This is a genomic window from Rhodococcus sp. NFXS4, assembly GCF_058139645.1.
Genome location: NZ_CP192221.1, coordinates 591,254 through 608,509 on the forward strand (window position 1 = coordinate 591,254; position 17,256 = coordinate 608,509).

The window sequence follows — 17,256 nt, forward strand, 5'->3', positions numbered from 1 at the left end:
TGTGAGGGGTGTGGGGGCACTCGGGGTGGTACTCATGAGCCATGGACACGATCACCGTCGATACACCCCAGGGCCAGGTGCGCGGTCGCACCGACAACGGCATCGCCTCGTTCCTCGGCGTTCCCTACGCCGAGGCGCCGTTCGGCCCGCACCGGTTCCAGGCGCCCACCGCGCCGCCGCGCTGGTCCGACACCCGCGACGCCCTCGAGCACGGCGCCACCGTCCCGAAGGTCGGGTACCGGCCGCCCACCAGCGAGATCCTCAGCGAGCCCGTGGTGCCCGGCGAGGAGTGCCTGAACGTCGCCGTGTACTCGCCGGACGTCGCCGGCTCCGCGCCCGTGTTCGTGTGGATCCACGGCGGCGCCTTCGTGAACGGCAGCAACGCAGTACCCGCCTACGACGGCACCGCCTTCGCGCGGGACGGCGTCGTCGCCGTGGTGATCAACTACCGGCTCGGCGTGGACGGCTTCGCGCAGATCGAGGGCGCTCCCGCCAATCGTGGTCTGCTGGACCAGGTCGCGGCGCTCGAATGGGTCCGGGACCACATCGCGTCGTACGGCGGCGACCCGGCGCGGGTGACCGTCGCGGGAGAGTCCGCGGGTGCCATGAGCGTCGGCACGCTGCTGTCGATGCCCCGCGCCGAGGGGCTGTTCCACCGCGCGGTCCTGCAGAGCGGCGCCGGCCATCACGTCATCTCCGCCGAGACCGCGGGCACCATCTCGGCAGCGTTGGCATCGGCCCTCGGCGTTCCGGCGACGGTAGAGGGCCTCGGCTCGGTACCCGTCGACGCCCTCGTCGACGCCCAGCGCACCCTGTCCGATCGCATCGCCGCGGAGGCATCGAGCGGCGCGTGGGGTGAGGTGGCACTGAACATGATGGCGTTCGAGCCGTGCATCGACGGTGATGTCGTTCCTGCGCTGCCGTATTCGCGCATCGCCGACGGTGCAGGCGCCGACGTCGAACTCCTGCTCGGCACCACCAGTGAGGAGCACGCGTTCTTCCTCGTGCCCGCCGGCATCGTTCCGCACATCACCGAGGACTACCTGCGGACGGTGCTCGCCGGGTATCGACTGGACCCGTCGGTGCTGGACACGTACCGCGATCGGTATCCGGACGCCTCGCCCGGCGAACTCATGATTTCGGTCATGACCGACTGGTTCTTCCGCATCCCCGCCGTGCGCGTCGCCGAGGTGCACCCGGCCCACGTCTACGAGTTCACCTGGCGCTCACCGCTGTTCGACGGGAACCTCGGCGCGTGCCACGCGCTCGAGATCCCGTTCGTCTTCGACATGCTGGGCAAGCCCGAGACCGCCCGCATCACGGGGCCGAACCCGCCGCAGGCGGTCGCCGACGAGATGCACCGCGTCTGGGTCGACTTCGTGCGCGACGGCGATCCCGGCTGGGCGCAGTACGGGTCCGAGCGCACGGTGAAGATGTTCGGGACGGAGTCGGCCGTGGTGAACGACCCGCGGCCCGACACCCGCACGGTGTGGGACGGTGCGCGCTAGCCGGTGAAGGGCGGGACGAACTCGCAGGGCACGGGTCGCGGGTGCGCGGGGTCGAGAGCGTTCAGCACGAACGCCGCGGCCCTCGGCGACCCGACGATGCCGGCATGCTCGGAGAAGTCGACGTCGCACGTGTCCTGTACGACGATGTTGGTCGCGTTCGGAGCCTCGACGTAGCCGTCCGTGTACGGCACGACCACCTCGTCGTACCGCGTCATGATGTTGGTGTACGTGATGCCCGGCGCGTAGCGGTACGACGCGTCGGGCCACGCGAACTGCGACGGGCCCGACCCCTTCCACAGCGGGGCCAGCGAGACGTACCTGTCGATATCGTCCGCTCCGCCGAGCACCTGCGCGTAGTAGTTGGGCAGCACCGTGCCCTGCGAGTGTCCGACGATGTCGACCTTCTCGGCGCCCGTCGCGGACAGTACCTCGTCGACGAACGCCGCGAACTGTGCTCCCTTCTCGGGAACCGGCCCGAGGCCACCGATCGCGCTGATCGGCCACGCACCCGGCAGCGCACCGTACGTCGGAGCGAAGACGCAGTACCCCTCGTTCTTCAGCAGCGGCGCGTACACGCCCCATCCTGTCTGCTGCCCGGTCCCCGTGCCGTGCACCAGGATCACCGGATTCGGGTGCTCCGCCGTCGGCGCGCACGAGAAGTCGTTGGTTCCGGGCAGCGATCCGCCCGGGTTCGCGATCTCCGCCGGGAAGCCGCTGAAGAAGTTGTAGTCGACGGGGAGGGGATCGGCCGTTGCGGTCGGGGCGCACGCGAGCCACGCGCACGCCGCGAGCGCCACTGTCCAGCGGGTTCTCATCTGCAGAGGCTAGCGGTCACGCCAGCTCGGCCCGGCGGAAGCGCAGTTCCCGCTGCGCACCCCGCACGACCTGCGGCGCGCCCGACCGGTCGTCCCGCCGACGGCATCGTGAGAAACTGGGCGGCATGAGCATCGGAACCCTGATCCTTCTCCGCCACGGCGAGAGCGAGTGGAACGCGTCCAACCAGTTCACCGGATGGCAGGACGTGCGCCTGACCGCCAAGGGTGAGGCGGAGGGGAAGCGTGCCGGCGAGCTGATCAAGGAGGCCGGTGTCCTTCCCGACGTGCTGTACACCTCGCTTCTGCGTCGCGCCATCAGCACTGCGAACCTCGCGCTCGACGCTGCCGATCGGCACTGGATCCCGGTCGTCCGCGACTGGCGTCTGAACGAGCGGCACTACGGTGCACTGCAAGGTCTCGACAAGGCAGCGACCAAGGAGAAGTACGGCGACGAGCAGTTCATGCTGTGGCGTCGTAGCTACGACACCCCGCCGCCCCCCATCGAGGTCGGCTCCGAGTACAGCCAGGACGCCGATCCGCGCTACGCCGATCTCGACAGCGTGCCGCTGACCGAGTGCCTGAAGGACGTCGTCGAACGCTTCGTTCCGTACTACGAGGACGTCATCGTCCCCGAGCTGCGGGCAGGGAAGACGGTCATGATCGCCGCCCACGGCAACTCGCTGCGCGCCCTCGTCAAGTACCTCGACGGCATCTCCGACGCGGACATCGCGGGGCTCAACATCCCCACCGGCATCCCGCTGCAGTACGACCTCACGGAGTCGGGCGACAAGCTCGTTCCCACCGTGCCGGGCGGCACCTACCTCGACCCGGAGGCCGCTGCGGCCGGAGCCGCGGCAGTGGCGAACCAGGGCAAGAAGTAACGACTCGATGAACGCGGTGCGAACGTGCGCCGGACTTGCGGTGACGGCCGGAAAACCCGGCCCACCGTGCGTCGGTGCACGGTCGTGTGACCGTACGATCGGCCCGTGACCACTCCGACCGTCGTACTGATCGCCGCCGTCGCGGCGTTCGGTGGGTACCTCGTCGGTGGAGTGCTGATCCCGTATCTGAACTCCCGCCACGTCCTGCGTCAGACCCGCGACAACGGGCTGACGATGTCCCAGGTCCTCGACCTCATCGTGCTGGCCGCGCACAGCGGTATCGCCGTCGTCGACCAGTTCCACGACGTCGTGCTGTTCAATCCGCGCGCCGAGGAGCTCGGTCTCGTCCGCGGTCGGTCGCTCGACGATCGGGCCTGGAAGGCCGCCACCAGGGTCCTCGAGACCGGTGACCACGTCGAGGTCGACCTTACGGTTCTCGACGCCCGCGGGCGCGCCGGCATCGCCGTGAAGGGGCACGCGCAGCTGCTCTCCCAGGAGGATCGCCGGTTCGTCGTCCTGTTCGCCGACGACGACTCCGAGCAGGTCCGCATGGAGGCCACGCGGCGGGACTTCGTCGCGAACGTCAGCCACGAACTCAAGACCCCCGTCGGCGCCATCAGCCTGCTGGCCGAGGCGCTGCTGCAGTCGCGCGACGATCCCGAGTCGGTCCAGCGATTCGGTGAGCGGATGCTCGACGAGTCCACGCGCCTGGGCAACATGGTCAGCGAACTCATCTCGCTGTCCCGTCTGCAGGGTGCCGAGAAGCTCCCCGATCTCGACGTCGTCGACGTCGACACCGTGGTCAAGAGCGCGCTCTCGCGTTCGGCTCTCAAGGCCGAGGCCACGGGCATCGTCGTCACGACGGACCGACCGAGCGGACTCGAGGTGCTCGGCGATCAGACCCTGCTGGTCACCGCACTGTCCAACCTCGTCGAGAACGCCATCGCGTACTCCCCGAAGGGGTCTCCCGTGTCGGTGACGCGGTCCCTGCGTGACGACGATGCGACGGGCCCACAGAGCATGGTGGCCTTCTCGGTCACCGACCGCGGCATCGGCATCGCCAAGGAGGACCAGGAGCGCGTGTTCGAGCGCTTCTTCCGCGTCGACAAGGCGCGGTCGCGGGCCACCGGCGGTACCGGTCTGGGACTGGCCATCGCCAAGCACGTCGCCGCCAACCACAACGGCCGCATCGAGCTGTGGAGCAAGCCCGGGACGGGCTCGACCTTCACGCTCCTCATTCCTGCTCACATCGAAGACGACGGCGAGCCGTCATGACCGAGAAGGACACCCCATGACGAGCGTGCTCATCGTCGAAGACGAAGAATCGTTGGCCGACCCGCTGGCGTTCCTGCTCCGCAAGGAAGGGTTCGACGCGACCGTCGTCGGCGACGGCCCCTCCGCCCTCGCCGAGTTCGATCGCGTGGGAGCGGACATCGTCCTGCTCGACCTCATGCTGCCGGGCATGAGCGGCACCGACGTGTGCAAGCACCTGCGCAGCCGCTCCGGTGTGCCGGTCATCATGGTCACCGCGCGCGACAGCGAGATCGACAAGGTGGTCGGACTCGAACTGGGTGCCGACGACTACGTCACCAAGCCGTACTCCTCCCGTGAACTCATCGCGCGCATCCGTGCGGTCCTGCGGCGTGGATCCGACACCGAGGAGATCGACGACAACAGCATCCTCGAGGCCGGACCGGTACGCATGGACGTGGAGCGCCACGTCGTCATGGTCGGCGGGCAGCAGATCACGTTGCCGCTCAAGGAGTTCGACCTGCTGGAGTACCTGCTCCGCAACTCTGGTCGAGTGCTCACCCGCGGACAGTTGATCGACCGTGTGTGGGGCGCCGACTACGTGGGCGACACGAAGACGCTGGACGTCCACGTGAAGCGGTTGCGCTCGAAGATCGAGACGGACCCCGCGAAGCCCGTGCACCTCGTCACGGTGCGTGGGCTGGGGTACAAGCTCGAGGAGTGAGGCCGTTCGGTTTCGGCGAGTACGTCGAAAGTGTCGCTGCGGATCCGTTGATCACGACACTTTCGGCGTATTCGCGGACATCAGGCGGCAAGTAGCCGGCGGACACGACCGACCAGGACATCAGGTTCGCGCCGTACATCGTCCGACGTGATCTGCAGAACTCGCCAACCCTCGTCTGCGAGCAGTGCAAGGCGCGCCTTGTCGTGTCGGATGCTATCGGGCGTTCCGTGGAATTCGTCGCCGTCGTATTCCACCGCGAATCGTCGTGCTGGCCAAGCGAGGTCGAGATAGAAGATGCCGAGTCCGTGCATCACGGGCCACTGCAACTCGGGTGCCGGAAGGTGGCCGTCGTGCAGCACCAGGCGAGTCTCCGACTCCATCGGTGAGCCGGATCTGCAGTCGACGAGCGGTGCGAGGCGGCGGACCTCGACGATGCCCCGCCGCCCCCGTTGCGCATCGACTGCTCGTTCCAGCGATCCGGGTCCGCGGCCCACCCGGGCCGCGGCGTCGAGAACGGCGAGCGCGCGACCAGGGGCACGTTGCCGTGCGACCTCGACAGCAGTCCAGGCGGGCTCCACGACGAGTCGGGTGCCGATCTCCATGAGCGGCGCACCCCGCCGCTGATGCACCACTACCCCTGGTCTGCTCTCGATGCGCCGATCGTCCGGCTCCACCACATGTAATTGCTGCGTCTGGTCGAGATCGAAACCGTGCATCGCCGCCGCCGTGTCCATGGATGCGGCGACCCGCGTTCCGAGCTCGATGCTCAGAGCGTCGAGTCGCGCCGAGACAGGGAGCGTTCCGACCGCGTACAGCCCGTGCCGTACGCGGGTCAGCTGACGAGTGTGCACCAGCCACCGCACGCGGCTCGGGGACATGCGTCGGAGGAGATCGGTCGTGTGCAGGAAGCCGCCGTTGGCTCTCATTGCGTCGACGAGTGTGGGGTCCATGGCGCAGACCGTCACGAGCTGCACCGACAGGCGCCGCGTCGATCGAGCAACTCGCCAGTGCCGTGGGGATGACGGGGTGCCTGTGGATGAAACTTGACCAAGCCCCGGCGAGTACGTCGAAAGTGCTGCGGCGAGCGCCGAGATCACGGCACTTTCGACGTACTCGCGGGGCATTGACGGGACTACGTGCGCTGAGCCTCGCGGGTCGCGGGGTGCACGGCGATCAACCCCAAGCCCTGCCGACGCCGACACAGCGCGGCGAGTTCGGTGTAGACGTCCTTGCCGAGCAGCTCCGTCAGCTCTGGCGCGTACGACTGCCAGACCGCCTTCGAGCCGACGTGTGCGTCGGGGGAGGCGGTGCAGTACCAACTGAGGTCGGCGCCGCCCTCACCCCAGCCACGTCGGTCGTACTCGCCGACGACGGTCTGCAGGATCTCGACACCGTCGGGGCGCGTCACCCAGTCCTGGGTGCGGCGGATGGGCAGCTGCCAGCAGACGTCGGGCTTCACCTCGAGGGGTTCGACGCCGGTGCGCAGCGCCATCCGGTGCAGTGCGCACCCGATGCCGCCCTCGAAGCCCGGTCGGTTGAGGAAGATGCACGCACCCTTGTACTTGCGGGTGCGCAGCGCCTGCTCGCCCTCGAGATCGTCGACCTCCACGAAGCCCTTCTTGCCGTGTCCCTTGTCGAAGAACTGCCAGTCGTCCGGCGTGAGCATCTCGACGGAGGCGACGAGCTTGGCGTGGTCGTCGTCGTCCGACAGGAACGCTCCGTGCGAGCAGCACCCGTCGTCGGGCCGATCGGGGACCGTTCCCTGGCAGGCGGGAGTTCCGAAGACGCACGTCCAACTCGACAGCAACCACGTCAGATCCGCGCGGACGACGTGCTCGGGGTTGGTCGGATCGACGAACTCGACCCACTCGCGCGGGAAGTCCGGCGCCACCTCGGGTGCGGGATCGAGTTTGTGGGTCGCCGCGGGTTCCAGCACGTCCGCGGGCCGTCCGGTGGCCTCGCCCGACCGCCGTCCGGCCTCGTCGCCCACGCTCGTCGTCTGCTTTGCGGCCCGGCCGGCCTCCGGCCTACCCGCCTTCTCAGCACGTGTCACAAGCCACGACGCTAGACCCAGTACGGTGTTCCCTGTGCGGTTAGGGGTGCTCGACGTCGGAAGCAACACGGTTCATCTGCTCGTGGTCGACGCTCACCGCGGCGGTCACCCGACACCGATGAGCTCTACCAAGGCTGCCCTGCGCCTGGCGGAGAACACCGACGACGCCGGTGACATCACCCAGTCCGGCTCCGATCGACTGGTGCGGACGGTCGCCGACTTCTCGTCGATCGCCACATCGTCGGGCTGCGGCGAGCTCATGGCCTTCGCCACGTCGGCCGTCCGCGACGCACGCAACTCGACCGCCGTGCTGAACCGAGTGCGTGACGAGACCGGCGTGAGCCTGCAGGTTCTCTCCGGCGAGGACGAGTCGCGACTGACGTTCCTGGCCGTGCGTCGGTGGTACGGCTGGAGTGCCGGGCGCATCCTCGACCTCGACATCGGCGGCGGATCCCTCGAGCTCAGCACCGGGATCGACGAGAACCCGGACGTGGCGATGTCGCTTCCCCTCGGCGCGGGCCGACTGACGCGCGACTGGCTGGCCGAGGATCCTCCCGGCAAGCGGCGGGTCGCCGTGCTGCGTGACTGGCTCGACGCGGAACTCGTCGAACCGGCGAAGAAGCTGCTCGAGCCGGGGCTGCCCGACCGGGCGGTGGGAACGTCGAAGACCTTCCGCTCGTTGGCTCGATTGACCGGTGCCGCTCCGTCGGCTGCCGGCCCCCGTGTCGTCAGGACCCTGACGGCCGACGGTCTGCGTCAGGTCATCTCGTTCATCTCGAGGATGACCTCGGCGGACCGTGCAGAATTGGAAGGCGTGAGCGCGGATCGATCACGACAGATGGTGGCCGGAGCACTGGTCGCCGAGGCGAGCATGCGCGCGCTGTCGATCGATTCGTTGGAGATCTGTCCGTGGGCGCTGCGTGAGGGATTGATCCTGCGCAAGCTGGACACGGAGACGTTCGGCGATGTGGTGGAGACTCGAGAGACATGAGTGACGACAACAACGGAAGTGGCGCGGCCGACACCGGACAGGTGTCGGTGGCGGAACTGCTCGCGCGCAACGGCGCCAAGGTGGACACGCAGTCCGGTGGCGGTCGACGTCGACGCGGCATGGCCGGCGGTATCTCCGTCGCCGAGCTGACCGGCGAGATCCCGATCGTCCGCGACGAGACCCCGGCCGAGGCGCCCGACGACGAGACCGACGCGTCGCCCGAGACCGAGTCGCCGCAGGACCAGCCGCGGCAGGCCGAGGCCGAGGAGTCGACCCGCGACGCCGAGCCCGAGCGGCCCGCCCCGGCACCCGAGCCCACACGGACCACGCCCCGGATCGACGACCGCCGCCGTGAGCAGCAGGCCCGCCCGACCCCTGCGTTCGGTGCCGCCCGTTCCGCTCGGCCCGAACCCGCGCTGTTCTCCGGCGCTCCGTCCGTGGCGGTCGACCGCCTGCGTGCCTCCACCGAGGAGCGTGCGCTCGCACCCGAGCGGCCGGCGCAGGAGCGTCCCGCCTCCGATCGACCCGGCACTCCTGAGCAGCAGCGATCGACGCCGGCCGAGCCGGAGGTCGACGCCGACGAGGTCACGGCCGAGAACGACGCGGTGACCACGATCGTCCCGGCAGTGACCGAGGATTCCGAGACCCCGGACACGATCGCCACGGACACGGCCGACGTCGCCGATCTCGCGACCCCCACCGATGCGGAACCCGTCGAGGACGCACCGGTGGCGCCGTCGAAGTCCCGCAGCCCGGTCAAGCAGTGGTTGTCGCTGATCGGCCAGGGCATCGTGGCTATCGTGCTCGGCGCGCTCCTGTTCAAGGGGTTCGAGCGACTGTGGGAGATGCTGCCCTGGGTCGCCCTGGTCCTCGCGTTCTTCGTCATCGTCGGACTCGTGGCCGTGGTGCGTGTGCTGCGCCGCACCGACGACATCGTGTCGATCCTGCTGGCGGTGGTCGTGGGCGGATTCGTCACTCTGGGCCCGCTGGCCTTCATGCTCAGCACCACGTGACGACGCCCGGTCGCCGGCACGTTCCGGTGGGGTTGTCCACGGCCTCGGTCTATCCGCAGAACACCGAGTCCGCGTTCCGCTTCGCCGCGGAGCTCGGCTTCGACGGGATCGAGCTCATGGTGTGGGCCGAGCCGATCAGCCAGGACGTCGGTGCGATCAAGCAGCTCAGCCGCGCGTACGGCGTTCCGGTTCTGGCGCTGCACGCACCGTGCCTGCTGATCACCCAGCGGGTGTGGGGTTCGGATCCGGTCTCGAAGCTGGTGCGCTCGGTCCACGCTGCCGAGGCGCTCGGCGCGTCCACCGTGGTGGTGCACCCGCCGTTTCGCTGGCAACGCATCTACGCCGACGGTTTTCCCGACCAGGTCGCCGAGCTCGAGTCCGACAACGAGGGCATGGTCGTCGCCGTCGAGAACATGTTCCCGATGCGTGCGGACCGGCTCTTCGGTGCGGGCACCGGCTCGGTGAAGCGGCTCGAGAAGCGCGGAGGGAAGCCGGGCATCGGGTTCACCGCGTTCGCGCCGTCCTACGACCCGACCGACGTGGGCCACCAGCACTACACGCTGGACTTCTCGCACACCGCGACGTCCGGGCTCGATGCCGTGGCGCTGTCCGAGCGCATGGGCGCCGGGCTCAAGCATCTGCATCTCGCGGACGGCCGCGGCGCCTCCGTCGACGAACACCTCGTGCCCGGCGACGGCACGCAGCCGGTCGCGGAGGTCTGCCAGGCGCTGGTCGCGCGAGGCTTCGACGGTCAGGCCGTGCTCGAGATCAACACCCAGAACGCGCGGACCGCCACCGAGCGGTCGGCCGCACTCGAACGATCGTTGGCGTTCGCCCGGCAGCACCTCTGACGTCCCTCACCTCCGAAGTTCGCACTCTCGGAAGTTCGCACCCGGATAGTCGCACTATCCACTGTGGTCTAGAGTTCGACCGGTGCGCATGTCCGAGCTGGTCGAACGATCCGGGGTCCCGCGACCCACGATCAAGTTCTACCTCCGCGAAGGGCTCCTCATGCCCGGGGTCGGCGCGGCGACGGTGTCCGAGTACACCGACGAACACCTCGACCGCCTCCGGTTGATCAAGGCCCTGACCGGCGCCTCCCTTCCTCTCGGACGGATCAGGACGGTGCTCGCGGCCCTCGACGAGGCGACCGGCGACGTCCATCCCGCGATGAGCCGGGCACTCGGTGCGCTCCCGCCCTACCTCGACGACGCGGGGCAGGACGGAGTCGACCCGGGTCCGGCGCCGCGTACCTCGCGGATCCTGGAACGGCTCGGCCACGCCGCCGCCGATCTCCCGACCGACAGTTCGGCAGCTCGTCAGCTCGACCACTCCCTCGCCGCCGCCGACGCTGCGGGCGTCCCGCTATCCGACGACGACGTCGTCGCGTACGCCCGTGCCGTGCGCGTGATCGCGGAGGGGGAGTGGGCGCGGGTGCTCGACCACACCGAGCCACGCGCCGCCGTGCGCTTCGCCGTCCTCGGGACGGTGCTCTACGAACCGGTGGTCACCGCCCTGCGCCGCCTCGCGCACCACGACCTCGCCCAGCAGCACTTCGCCCCGACCGGCCTTCCCGACCGGCCCCACCCGACGACAGATTCGAGCGACCAGTGACCGACGCCCCGTTCCGCACCCTCACCACACTCGATCGCACCGACACGGATCTGTTCGAGGGCAGCATCGACCCGACGTGGACCATCGGCCCCAAGGTGCACGGCGGCGCCATGATGAGTGTCTGTGCCGCGGCCGCCACTCAGCGTCTCGCGCTGGACGACGACCCGATCGAGCTCACTCCGCTCGCAGTCAGCGCCAGCTACCTCGCGGCGCCCGATCCCGGCCCGGTGACGGTCGAGACGACGGTGCTCAAGCGTGGTCGGCGCGTGGTGCACGTCGACGCGGTGTTGCTGCAGAACGGTCGTCCCGCGGTGCGGAGCGTGGTCACGCTCGGCACGCCGGACAGCGGAGCGCCCGTGCACCAGGAGCACGAGTCGTCCCTGGCGTCGGTCCTCGACATGGCCGTCGAGCCGCCGGACTCGGCCGCTCGAGTGGCGCCCGGTCACCCGATGGCGGACGTCGTCCACGTCGCGACGGGCTGCGACATGCGTCTCGATCCCACCGCCGCGCACTTCCTGACCGGCGCGCAGGGGTCGGCGGAGATCCGCATGTGGGTCCGGCCGCGGCCCGACGACGAGAACGATCCCGTCACCGCGGCGCTGTTCGCCATCATGGCCGGCGACATCTGCCCGCCTGTGACGATGAATCGCGGCCTCTTCGGCTGGGCTCCGACGGTCCAGCTCACGACGTACCTGCGTCACACCCCGGCACCCGGCTGGCTGCGCGTGAAGTCGTCGAGCACCGTGCTCGGCGGTTCCTGGTTCGAGGAGGACCACACCATCGTCGACTCCACCGGTGCCGTGGTGGTGCAGAGCCGACAGCTGGCCATGGTGCCGCTCGCGACCTGAGCCCGACCGAGGGACCGCGACACCCTGCCGATCGCCACCCGCGGCATGGCACGCTGAGCGCATGACGAGAATTGCGGTGATCGGCGGCGGCCGGATCGGTGAGGCGTTGATCGCAGGACTGATCGAGGGCGGGTTGCCCACCGGCAACGTGGTGCTGGCGGAGAAGTACCCGGCCCGCGCGGACGCGGTGGCCACCCAGTTCGGCATTCGGACCACCAGCGTGATCGACGCGATCGAGGGCGCCGACGTCATCGTCGTCGCGGTGAAGCCCGACGACGTCGACTCGGTGATCACCCAGATGTCCAAGGCCGAGCTCAACGGGGAGCGCGAGCAGATCATCGTGACGATGGCCGCCGGCGTCACCGCGTCGCGCTACGAGCCGAAGCTGCCCGCGGGCATCCCGATCGTCCGTGTCATGCCCAACACCCCGATGTTGGTGGGCGAGGCGATGAGCGTGCTGGCCCCCGGCCGCCATGCCCGCTCGGAGCACATCGAGACGGTGCGCAAGCTGCTCGGCACCGTCGGGAAGACGGCCGTCGTGTCCGAGGACAAGATCGACGCGGTCACCGCCGTCTCCGGATCCGGACCCGCCTACTTCTTCCTCATGGCCGAGGCCATGATCGACGCCGCCGTGGGTCTCGGACTGCCTCGCGACACCGCCACGACACTGGTCGTCCAGACGATGGTGGGCTCCGCGGCGATGCTCGATCGCTCGGACGAGTCACCGCAGGAGCTCCGCGCCGGTGTGACGTCTCCCGGCGGCACCACGGCGGCGGCCATCGCCCAGCTGGAGCGAAAGGGCTTCCGAGCTGCGCTTCTCGACGCGATCGACGCCGCCAAGGCGCGGGGAACGGCTCTCGGTTCACCGGTCGAATAAATATTGGTCCCCCCACCCGTCGCTTTTGTCACTCGAGTCCCGCTAAGCTCGCTGCAGCACGTGCGTGTCTGTTCTGCCGGAGGGGAAGCCGGCAGCGCGGGCGTGCCGGAGGTATGTGGATTTATGGAATCCGTCAACAAGCCGTCCGGGTCGAGCAAGAGCTCGTCCCACGACGGCCAACCGGCTGTGGCCGGAACCCAGTTCCTCACGGTGGCAGAAGTTGCCTCACTGATGAGGGTGTCCAAGATGACCGTGTACCGCCTGGTGCACGGTGGCGAGCTGCCCGCCGTTCGTGTGGGCCGTTCGTTCCGAGTGCATGCGAAGGCGGTGCACGACTACCTGGAGACGTCCTACTTCGACGCAGGCTGACGCACGCCTCGTCCCGTCTGTTCCACGTGGAACGGTGCATGCCCGGGGAAGGGCATCGGCACGGTTCACCGGAATCGGACGGTTCGGGCGTGCGCCGCTGCTGCGGAGGCCGGTCGAGGGTGGTCGTGTGAGCTGGGTATGATGGGGGTGAGTCGCGTGAGCGCGCAGTCCCGTCACTGCCGTGTCCGCCGACGACCGAACAGCACCAGCAGCGGTATCAGCAGTGCAGCTGTACAGAGACGAAAGAACGCGAGGACACCCGCATGGGTTCAGTGATCAAGAAGCGTCGCAAGCGCATGTCGAAGAAGAAGCACCGCAAGCTGCTTCGCCGCACCCGCGTTCAGCGCAGGAAATTGGGTAAGTGATCCGCTAGGGATCGCGACGACTTCCGCCCGTGAGGATCGAGTTTCGACCGTCCTCGCGGGCGTTGTCGTATCCGGTCCCGCGGGTGTCGCGTGCCGGTTCTTCTCGTGCCGGAGCGCGCACGCGGGGTTCGTGACACCATGGCGTGTGCGGCGCCGCGCGAGCGGTGGCCACGGGAGAAACCGAGGGGGTCTGGTGAGCTCTGACGACACCGGGCGCGACGCTCCACGCGTCGTGCTCGTCACGGGAGCGAGCCGATTCCTGGGCGGATACCTCACCATGCGACTGGCGCAGAACCCGTCGATCGAGCGGGTCGTCGCCGTCGATGCCGTGGCACCCACCAAGGACATGATCCGGCGGATGGGTCGCGCCGAATTCGTGCGGGCGGACATCCGTAACCCGTTGATCGGCAAGGTCATCCGCAGCGCGGGCGTCGACACCGTCGTGCACGCGTCGCTGCTGTCCCGGCCGCCCAGCGGCGGTGGCCGCACGGTGATGAAGGACCTCAACGTGCTCGGGGCGATGCAGCTGTTCGCCGTCTGCCAGAAGTCGCCGACGGTGCGGCACGTGGTGCTGCGCTCGTCGACGGCGGTGTACGGCTGCAGTGCGAAGGATCCGGCGCAGTTCACCGAGGAGATGGGCGCGCGGTCACGTCCGCAGGGCGGCTTCGCCCGCGACGCCATCGAGACCGAGGGCTACGCCCGTGGGCTGGGCCGTCGTCGTCCGGACATCGACGTCAGCATCCTGCGCAACGCCCCCATGATCGGACCCCGGTTGAACGGATCCGTCTCGCGCTACCTCACCTCGCCGGTCACACCGTCGATCCTCGGTCGCGATGCGCGCATGCAGTTGCTGCACGAGGAGGACGCGCTCTCCGCACTCGAACGCGCCACGTTGGCCGGCCCCGCGGGCACCTTCAACATCGCGGCCGACGGCATCATCATGCTGTCGCAGGCCATCCGCCGAGCCGGCCGCGTGGAGCTGCCGGTGCCCATGGCCCTGTTCCGCACCACCGGCAAGGCGGTGATGGGATCGCTGATGCGCGACTTCTCGGCGGAGCAGCTCGACTACTTCAACTTCGGATGCGGGGTGGACACCACCCGGATGAAGAACGTCCTCGGATTCACCCCACGGTGGACCACCGTGCAGGCGTTCGACGACTTCGTGCGCGGAGTCGCGCTGACGCCGGTGATCCGGCGTGAATGGGTCGACGCGATCGAGAATCGCGTCATCGGACTGTTGGGCGGTGCAACCTCCGGGGCGCACCCGTCGCCCGTGTCGTTGCCGGCCGGAGCGGGAAGGTGAACGACGTGGCCAAAGTGATTCCGCTGCACGGTAAGTCGTTCGATCGCCTCCGGCAGTCCACGCCCGACGGTGGGCCACGCGCCGGCAGTGACCCGGCGGACGTCCGCGGTCGGCACCCCTCGTCCTACGCGTCCCCGTCGCCCTCGCCCTCGATGGTGCCGAGTGTCGAGGCGCCGACGCCTCTGGTCGTGCCCGAGACGGCAGCACCGCATGCGACGCCGGACGTCGGCGAGTTCCCGTCGGCCGTCGAGTCGGTACGGCGTGCGCTCGTCGACCGTGTCGCCGGGGGAGCAGACTTCCTGCGGACACGCCTGTCGGGCGACTACGAGGTCGACGAGTTCGGTTACGATCCCCACTTCGCCGATTCCGTCTGGCTTCCGGCGTTGCGACCGCTGTTCGAGAAGTGGTTCCGCGTAGAGGTGCGCGGGATCGAGAACGTGCCCGCCGAGGGCGGCGCCCTGGTGGTCTCGAACCACGCGGGTGTCATCCCGATCGACGGACTCATGGCCTCGGTCGCCATGCGGGATCACCACCCGCAGCACCGCGCGCTGCGCATGCTCGCCGCGGACCTCGCGTTCGAGACCCCGCTGGTCGGCAGCATCGCGCGCCGCGCCGGCCACACCCTGGCCTGCCAACCCGACGCCGAGCGACTGCTGCGTGGCGGCGAGGTCGTGGCGGTGTTCCCGGAGGGGTTCAAGGGCATCGGCAAGCCGTTCAGTGAGCGCTACAAGCTGCAGCGTTTCGGCCGCGGTGGCTTCGTCTCCGCCGCGCTGCGCACCCAGACGCCCATCATCCCGTGCTCGATCGTCGGGTCCGAGGAGATCTACCCGAAGATCGGTGACCTGACGACGCTCGCACGAGTCCTCGGCATGCCGTACTTCCCGGTCACGCCGCTGTTCCCGCACTTCGGTCCGCTGGGTCTCGTCCCGCTGCCGTCGAAGTGGTACATCGAGTTCGGCGAGCCCATCGAGACCACGTCCTACGAGCCGTCCGCCGCCGACGACCCGATGGAACTGTTCGAGGTCACCGACCGCGTGCGCGAGACGATCCAGCAGACGCTCTACCGGCTGCTGACCCGTCGCCGGAACGTCTTCCTCGGCTAGAGGACGTCGGCGATCAGCTCGTCGACGATCTGTGCCGAGAGCGTCACCAACGGGAGTCCGCCGCCGGGATGCGACGATCCACCGACCAGGAAAAGGCCGGGGATCGGCGAGCGATTGGCGGGGCGCAGGAACGCGGCCGTCGCCCCGTTGGACGACGTTCCGTAGATGGACCCGCCCGGAGTCATGGTGCGGCGCATCAGATCTGCCGGCGAGATGATCTCCCGCCACAGCACCCGCTCGCGCACGTCCACTCCGCGCGCCGCCATGACGTCGAGGATGCGGTCGGCGTAGCCCTCCGACAGTTCGGGAGCGTCCCAGTCGACCAGTGCCGAGGAACCGGTGCCGTGTCGCGCGGCGTTCACCAGGACGAACCAGGCCTCGGTGTCGTCGTCCGGGCGCAGAGCCGGATCGTCGGGGGCGCTGACATAGACGGTCGGGGCGTCGGCGGGGTGCGCCGGCCGCGTGCGGGTGCCGAAGACGGCGTCGAACTCGGCGTCGTAGTCGTCCGGGAACAGCACCCGGTGGTGCGGGGTGTCGGCGTCGCGGCCCCGCAGAGCCAGCAGGATCACGAAGCCGGACAGGCTCGCGGTGGTCGCGTCGAGGCGCCGCCGGGCGAGCGCGGTGCGCCGCGTGGCGGGGACCAGAGACCGGTAGACCTGCTCGGCATCGGCGTTCGCGACGACGATGTCGGCCGCGACGGGTCCGTGTGTGGTGTCGACGCCGGTGGTGCGTCCGTTCTCGACACGCACGCCGGTCACCGTGACACCCGTGCGGATCTCCGCTCCGAGCGATGTCGCGCGGTCGGCGATCGCCTCGGCGATGCGGTGCAGCCCACCGGGAACGTGCCACGATCCCCAGCGCTGCTCGACGTGCGGCACCGTGGCCAGGGCCGCCGGGGCGCGCCGCGGATCCGAGCCGGTGTAGGTGGCGTAGCGGTCGAGCATCATCGCGAGTCGCGGATCGGTGAGGTACTGCCGACCCAGATCACGCAGCGACGACCACGGGCTGATGGTGCGGAGGTCGCCCACCCGTCGCGACAACGACACCAGTTCGCGGGGGCCGATGGGCGATTCGAGGAACGCCTCGTGGGTGGCGTCCCAGATCTGCTCGGCACGCTCGGAGAACCGGGACCACTGCGCACCGGCACCGGCTCCGAGCGCCGAGTCCAGAGCGGCGGGGATCTCCTCCGCGTGACCGGGCATGTCCAGCTCGGTGCCGTCGGGAAAGCGGTAGCGACACGCGACCGGGAGCCGGTCGAACGTGAGGTCCGTCGGCCCACCGGTCTGCGCGAAGAGATCGTCGAACACGTGCGGCATGGTGACCAGTGACGGCCCGGTGTCGAACGAGAAGCCGTCCCGCCGGACGATCCCGAGCTTCCCGCCCAGATCGTGCGACTGCTCGAGCACGACGGTCTCGACACCGCGGTGGGCCAGGCGGGCGGCGGTGGCGAGTCCGCCGACACCCGCACCGATGACGACTGCTCTCACAGGTAGGCCGGAGGCCGGTCGGGTGGCGGGTAGGCCGGAGGCCGGTCGGGTGGC

Annotated in this window: 18 protein-coding genes; 14 read left to right on the forward strand and 4 right to left on the reverse strand. The window is 69.3% G+C overall.

Annotated features, from left to right (window positions below):
* Nucleotides 1-41: 41 nt before the first annotated feature.
* Nucleotides 42-1,508: a carboxylesterase/lipase family protein gene (locus J4E04_RS02870; RefSeq protein ID WP_490149856.1), complete on the forward strand. Its 1,467-nt coding sequence runs from the start codon at nucleotides 42-44 to the stop codon at nucleotides 1,506-1,508.
* Here J4E04_RS02870 and J4E04_RS02875 read toward each other — a convergent pair.
* The gene (locus J4E04_RS02875; RefSeq protein WP_222631915.1) at nucleotides 1,505-2,323 is read right to left on the reverse strand and encodes an esterase/lipase family protein; all 819 of its coding nucleotides are present in this window, start codon (nucleotides 2,321-2,323) and stop codon (nucleotides 1,505-1,507) included. The genes J4E04_RS02870 and J4E04_RS02875 overlap by 4 nt on opposite strands.
* A gap of 125 nt (nucleotides 2,324-2,448) precedes the next feature.
* Here J4E04_RS02875 and J4E04_RS02880 point away from each other — a divergent pair, with 125 nt between their 5' ends.
* The 3 genes from J4E04_RS02880 to J4E04_RS02890 all read left to right on the forward strand — a co-directional run bounded on the left by J4E04_RS02880 (nucleotide 2,449) and on the right by J4E04_RS02890 (nucleotide 5,179).
* The gene (locus tag J4E04_RS02880; protein ID WP_027504492.1) at nucleotides 2,449-3,204 is read left to right on the forward strand and encodes a phosphoglyceromutase; all 756 of its coding nucleotides are present in this window, start codon (nucleotides 2,449-2,451) and stop codon (nucleotides 3,202-3,204) included.
* Nucleotides 3,205-3,309: 105 nt separating this feature from the next.
* Nucleotides 3,310-4,479 carry a sensor histidine kinase gene (locus J4E04_RS02885; protein WP_027504493.1) on the forward strand — a complete coding sequence of 390 codons (1,170 nt, stop codon included), beginning with the start codon at nucleotides 3,310-3,312 and terminating at the stop codon, nucleotides 4,477-4,479.
* A gap of 16 nt (nucleotides 4,480-4,495) precedes the next feature.
* Nucleotides 4,496-5,179: a response regulator transcription factor gene (locus tag J4E04_RS02890; protein ID WP_027504494.1), complete on the forward strand. Its 684-nt coding sequence runs from the start codon at nucleotides 4,496-4,498 to the stop codon at nucleotides 5,177-5,179.
* A gap of 80 nt (nucleotides 5,180-5,259) precedes the next feature.
* On the opposite strand, the gene J4E04_RS02895 is transcribed toward J4E04_RS02890, so the two are convergent.
* Nucleotides 5,260-6,129 (reverse strand): type IV toxin-antitoxin system AbiEi family antitoxin, encoded by an 870-nt coding sequence (locus J4E04_RS02895; RefSeq protein ID WP_490149857.1) that lies wholly within the window; start codon nucleotides 6,127-6,129, stop codon nucleotides 5,260-5,262.
* Nucleotides 6,130-6,311: 182 nt separating this feature from the next.
* Nucleotides 6,312-7,112 (reverse strand): DUF3109 family protein, encoded by an 801-nt coding sequence (locus J4E04_RS02900; protein ID WP_027504496.1) that lies wholly within the window; start codon nucleotides 7,110-7,112, stop codon nucleotides 6,312-6,314.
* Nucleotides 7,113-7,266: 154 nt separating this feature from the next.
* Between J4E04_RS02900 and J4E04_RS02905 the strand changes: the two genes are divergently transcribed.
* The 10 genes from J4E04_RS02905 to J4E04_RS02950 all read left to right on the forward strand — a co-directional run bounded on the left by J4E04_RS02905 (nucleotide 7,267) and on the right by J4E04_RS02950 (nucleotide 15,715).
* Nucleotides 7,267-8,223 carry a Ppx/GppA family phosphatase gene (locus tag J4E04_RS02905; RefSeq protein WP_027504497.1) on the forward strand — a complete coding sequence of 319 codons (957 nt, stop codon included), beginning with the start codon at nucleotides 7,267-7,269 and terminating at the stop codon, nucleotides 8,221-8,223.
* Complete coding sequence (locus J4E04_RS02910; RefSeq protein WP_222649795.1) at nucleotides 8,220-9,236, forward strand: Yip1 family protein; 1,017 nt, start codon at nucleotides 8,220-8,222, stop codon at nucleotides 9,234-9,236. Before J4E04_RS02905 ends, J4E04_RS02910 begins: the two co-directional genes overlap by 4 nt.
* Nucleotides 9,233-10,087 (forward strand): sugar phosphate isomerase/epimerase family protein, encoded by an 855-nt coding sequence (locus J4E04_RS02915; RefSeq protein WP_231476212.1) that lies wholly within the window; start codon nucleotides 9,233-9,235, stop codon nucleotides 10,085-10,087. Before J4E04_RS02910 ends, J4E04_RS02915 begins: the two co-directional genes overlap by 4 nt.
* 88 nt (nucleotides 10,088-10,175) lie before the next feature.
* Entirely contained in the window at nucleotides 10,176-10,850 is a 675-nt protein-coding gene (locus tag J4E04_RS02920; RefSeq protein WP_490150494.1) for a MerR family transcriptional regulator, read from the forward strand.
* Nucleotides 10,847-11,698 (forward strand): thioesterase family protein, encoded by an 852-nt coding sequence (locus J4E04_RS02925; protein WP_027504500.1) that lies wholly within the window; start codon nucleotides 10,847-10,849, stop codon nucleotides 11,696-11,698. The genes J4E04_RS02920 and J4E04_RS02925 overlap by 4 nt, the downstream gene beginning before the upstream one ends.
* 61 nt (nucleotides 11,699-11,759) lie before the next feature.
* The gene (gene proC, locus J4E04_RS02930; RefSeq protein WP_056441616.1) at nucleotides 11,760-12,575 is read left to right on the forward strand and encodes a pyrroline-5-carboxylate reductase; all 816 of its coding nucleotides are present in this window, start codon (nucleotides 11,760-11,762) and stop codon (nucleotides 12,573-12,575) included.
* A 123-nt stretch (nucleotides 12,576-12,698) separates the two neighbouring features.
* A complete protein-coding gene (locus J4E04_RS02935) occupies nucleotides 12,699-12,944 on the forward strand; it encodes a helix-turn-helix domain-containing protein (RefSeq protein ID WP_027504502.1) in 246 nt (81 codons plus the stop codon).
* 263 nt (nucleotides 12,945-13,207) lie between these two features.
* Nucleotides 13,208-13,309: a 30S ribosomal protein bS22 gene (locus J4E04_RS02940; RefSeq protein ID WP_003402602.1), complete on the forward strand. Its 102-nt coding sequence runs from the start codon at nucleotides 13,208-13,210 to the stop codon at nucleotides 13,307-13,309.
* A gap of 193 nt (nucleotides 13,310-13,502) precedes the next feature.
* Entirely contained in the window at nucleotides 13,503-14,612 is a 1,110-nt protein-coding gene (locus J4E04_RS02945) for an NAD-dependent epimerase/dehydratase family protein (RefSeq protein ID WP_155956935.1), read from the forward strand.
* A complete protein-coding gene (locus J4E04_RS02950) occupies nucleotides 14,609-15,715 on the forward strand; it encodes a lysophospholipid acyltransferase family protein (RefSeq protein WP_222638074.1) in 1,107 nt (368 codons plus the stop codon). Before J4E04_RS02945 ends, J4E04_RS02950 begins: the two co-directional genes overlap by 4 nt.
* Here the strand turns inward: J4E04_RS02950 and J4E04_RS02955 are convergent.
* Nucleotides 15,712-17,202: a phytoene desaturase family protein gene (locus tag J4E04_RS02955; protein WP_490149858.1), complete on the reverse strand. Its 1,491-nt coding sequence runs from the start codon at nucleotides 17,200-17,202 to the stop codon at nucleotides 15,712-15,714. The two genes, J4E04_RS02950 and J4E04_RS02955, sit on opposite strands and share 4 nt — an antisense overlap.
* Nucleotides 17,203-17,256: the final 54 nt, after the last annotated feature.

Coding starts and splice junctions, on each gene's coding strand:
- J4E04_RS02870 (WP_490149856.1), top strand. CDS start 42: ATGGACACGATCACCGTCGATACACCCCAGGGCCAGGTGCGCGGTCGC.
- J4E04_RS02875 (WP_222631915.1), bottom strand. CDS start 2,323: ATGAGAACCCGCTGGACAGTGGCGCTCGCGGCGTGCGCGTGGCTCGCG.
- J4E04_RS02880 (WP_027504492.1), top strand. CDS start 2,449: ATGAGCATCGGAACCCTGATCCTTCTCCGCCACGGCGAGAGCGAGTGG.
- J4E04_RS02890 (WP_027504494.1), top strand. CDS start 4,496: ATGACGAGCGTGCTCATCGTCGAAGACGAAGAATCGTTGGCCGACCCG.
- J4E04_RS02895 (WP_490149857.1), bottom strand. CDS start 6,129: ATGGACCCCACACTCGTCGACGCAATGAGAGCCAACGGCGGCTTCCTG.
- J4E04_RS02910 (WP_222649795.1), top strand. CDS start 8,220: ATGAGTGACGACAACAACGGAAGTGGCGCGGCCGACACCGGACAGGTG.
- J4E04_RS02920 (WP_490150494.1), top strand. CDS start 10,176: ATGTCCGAGCTGGTCGAACGATCCGGGGTCCCGCGACCCACGATCAAG.
- proC (WP_056441616.1), top strand. CDS start 11,760: ATGACGAGAATTGCGGTGATCGGCGGCGGCCGGATCGGTGAGGCGTTG.
- J4E04_RS02935 (WP_027504502.1), top strand. CDS start 12,699: ATGGAATCCGTCAACAAGCCGTCCGGGTCGAGCAAGAGCTCGTCCCAC.
- J4E04_RS02940 (WP_003402602.1), top strand. CDS start 13,208: ATGGGTTCAGTGATCAAGAAGCGTCGCAAGCGCATGTCGAAGAAGAAG.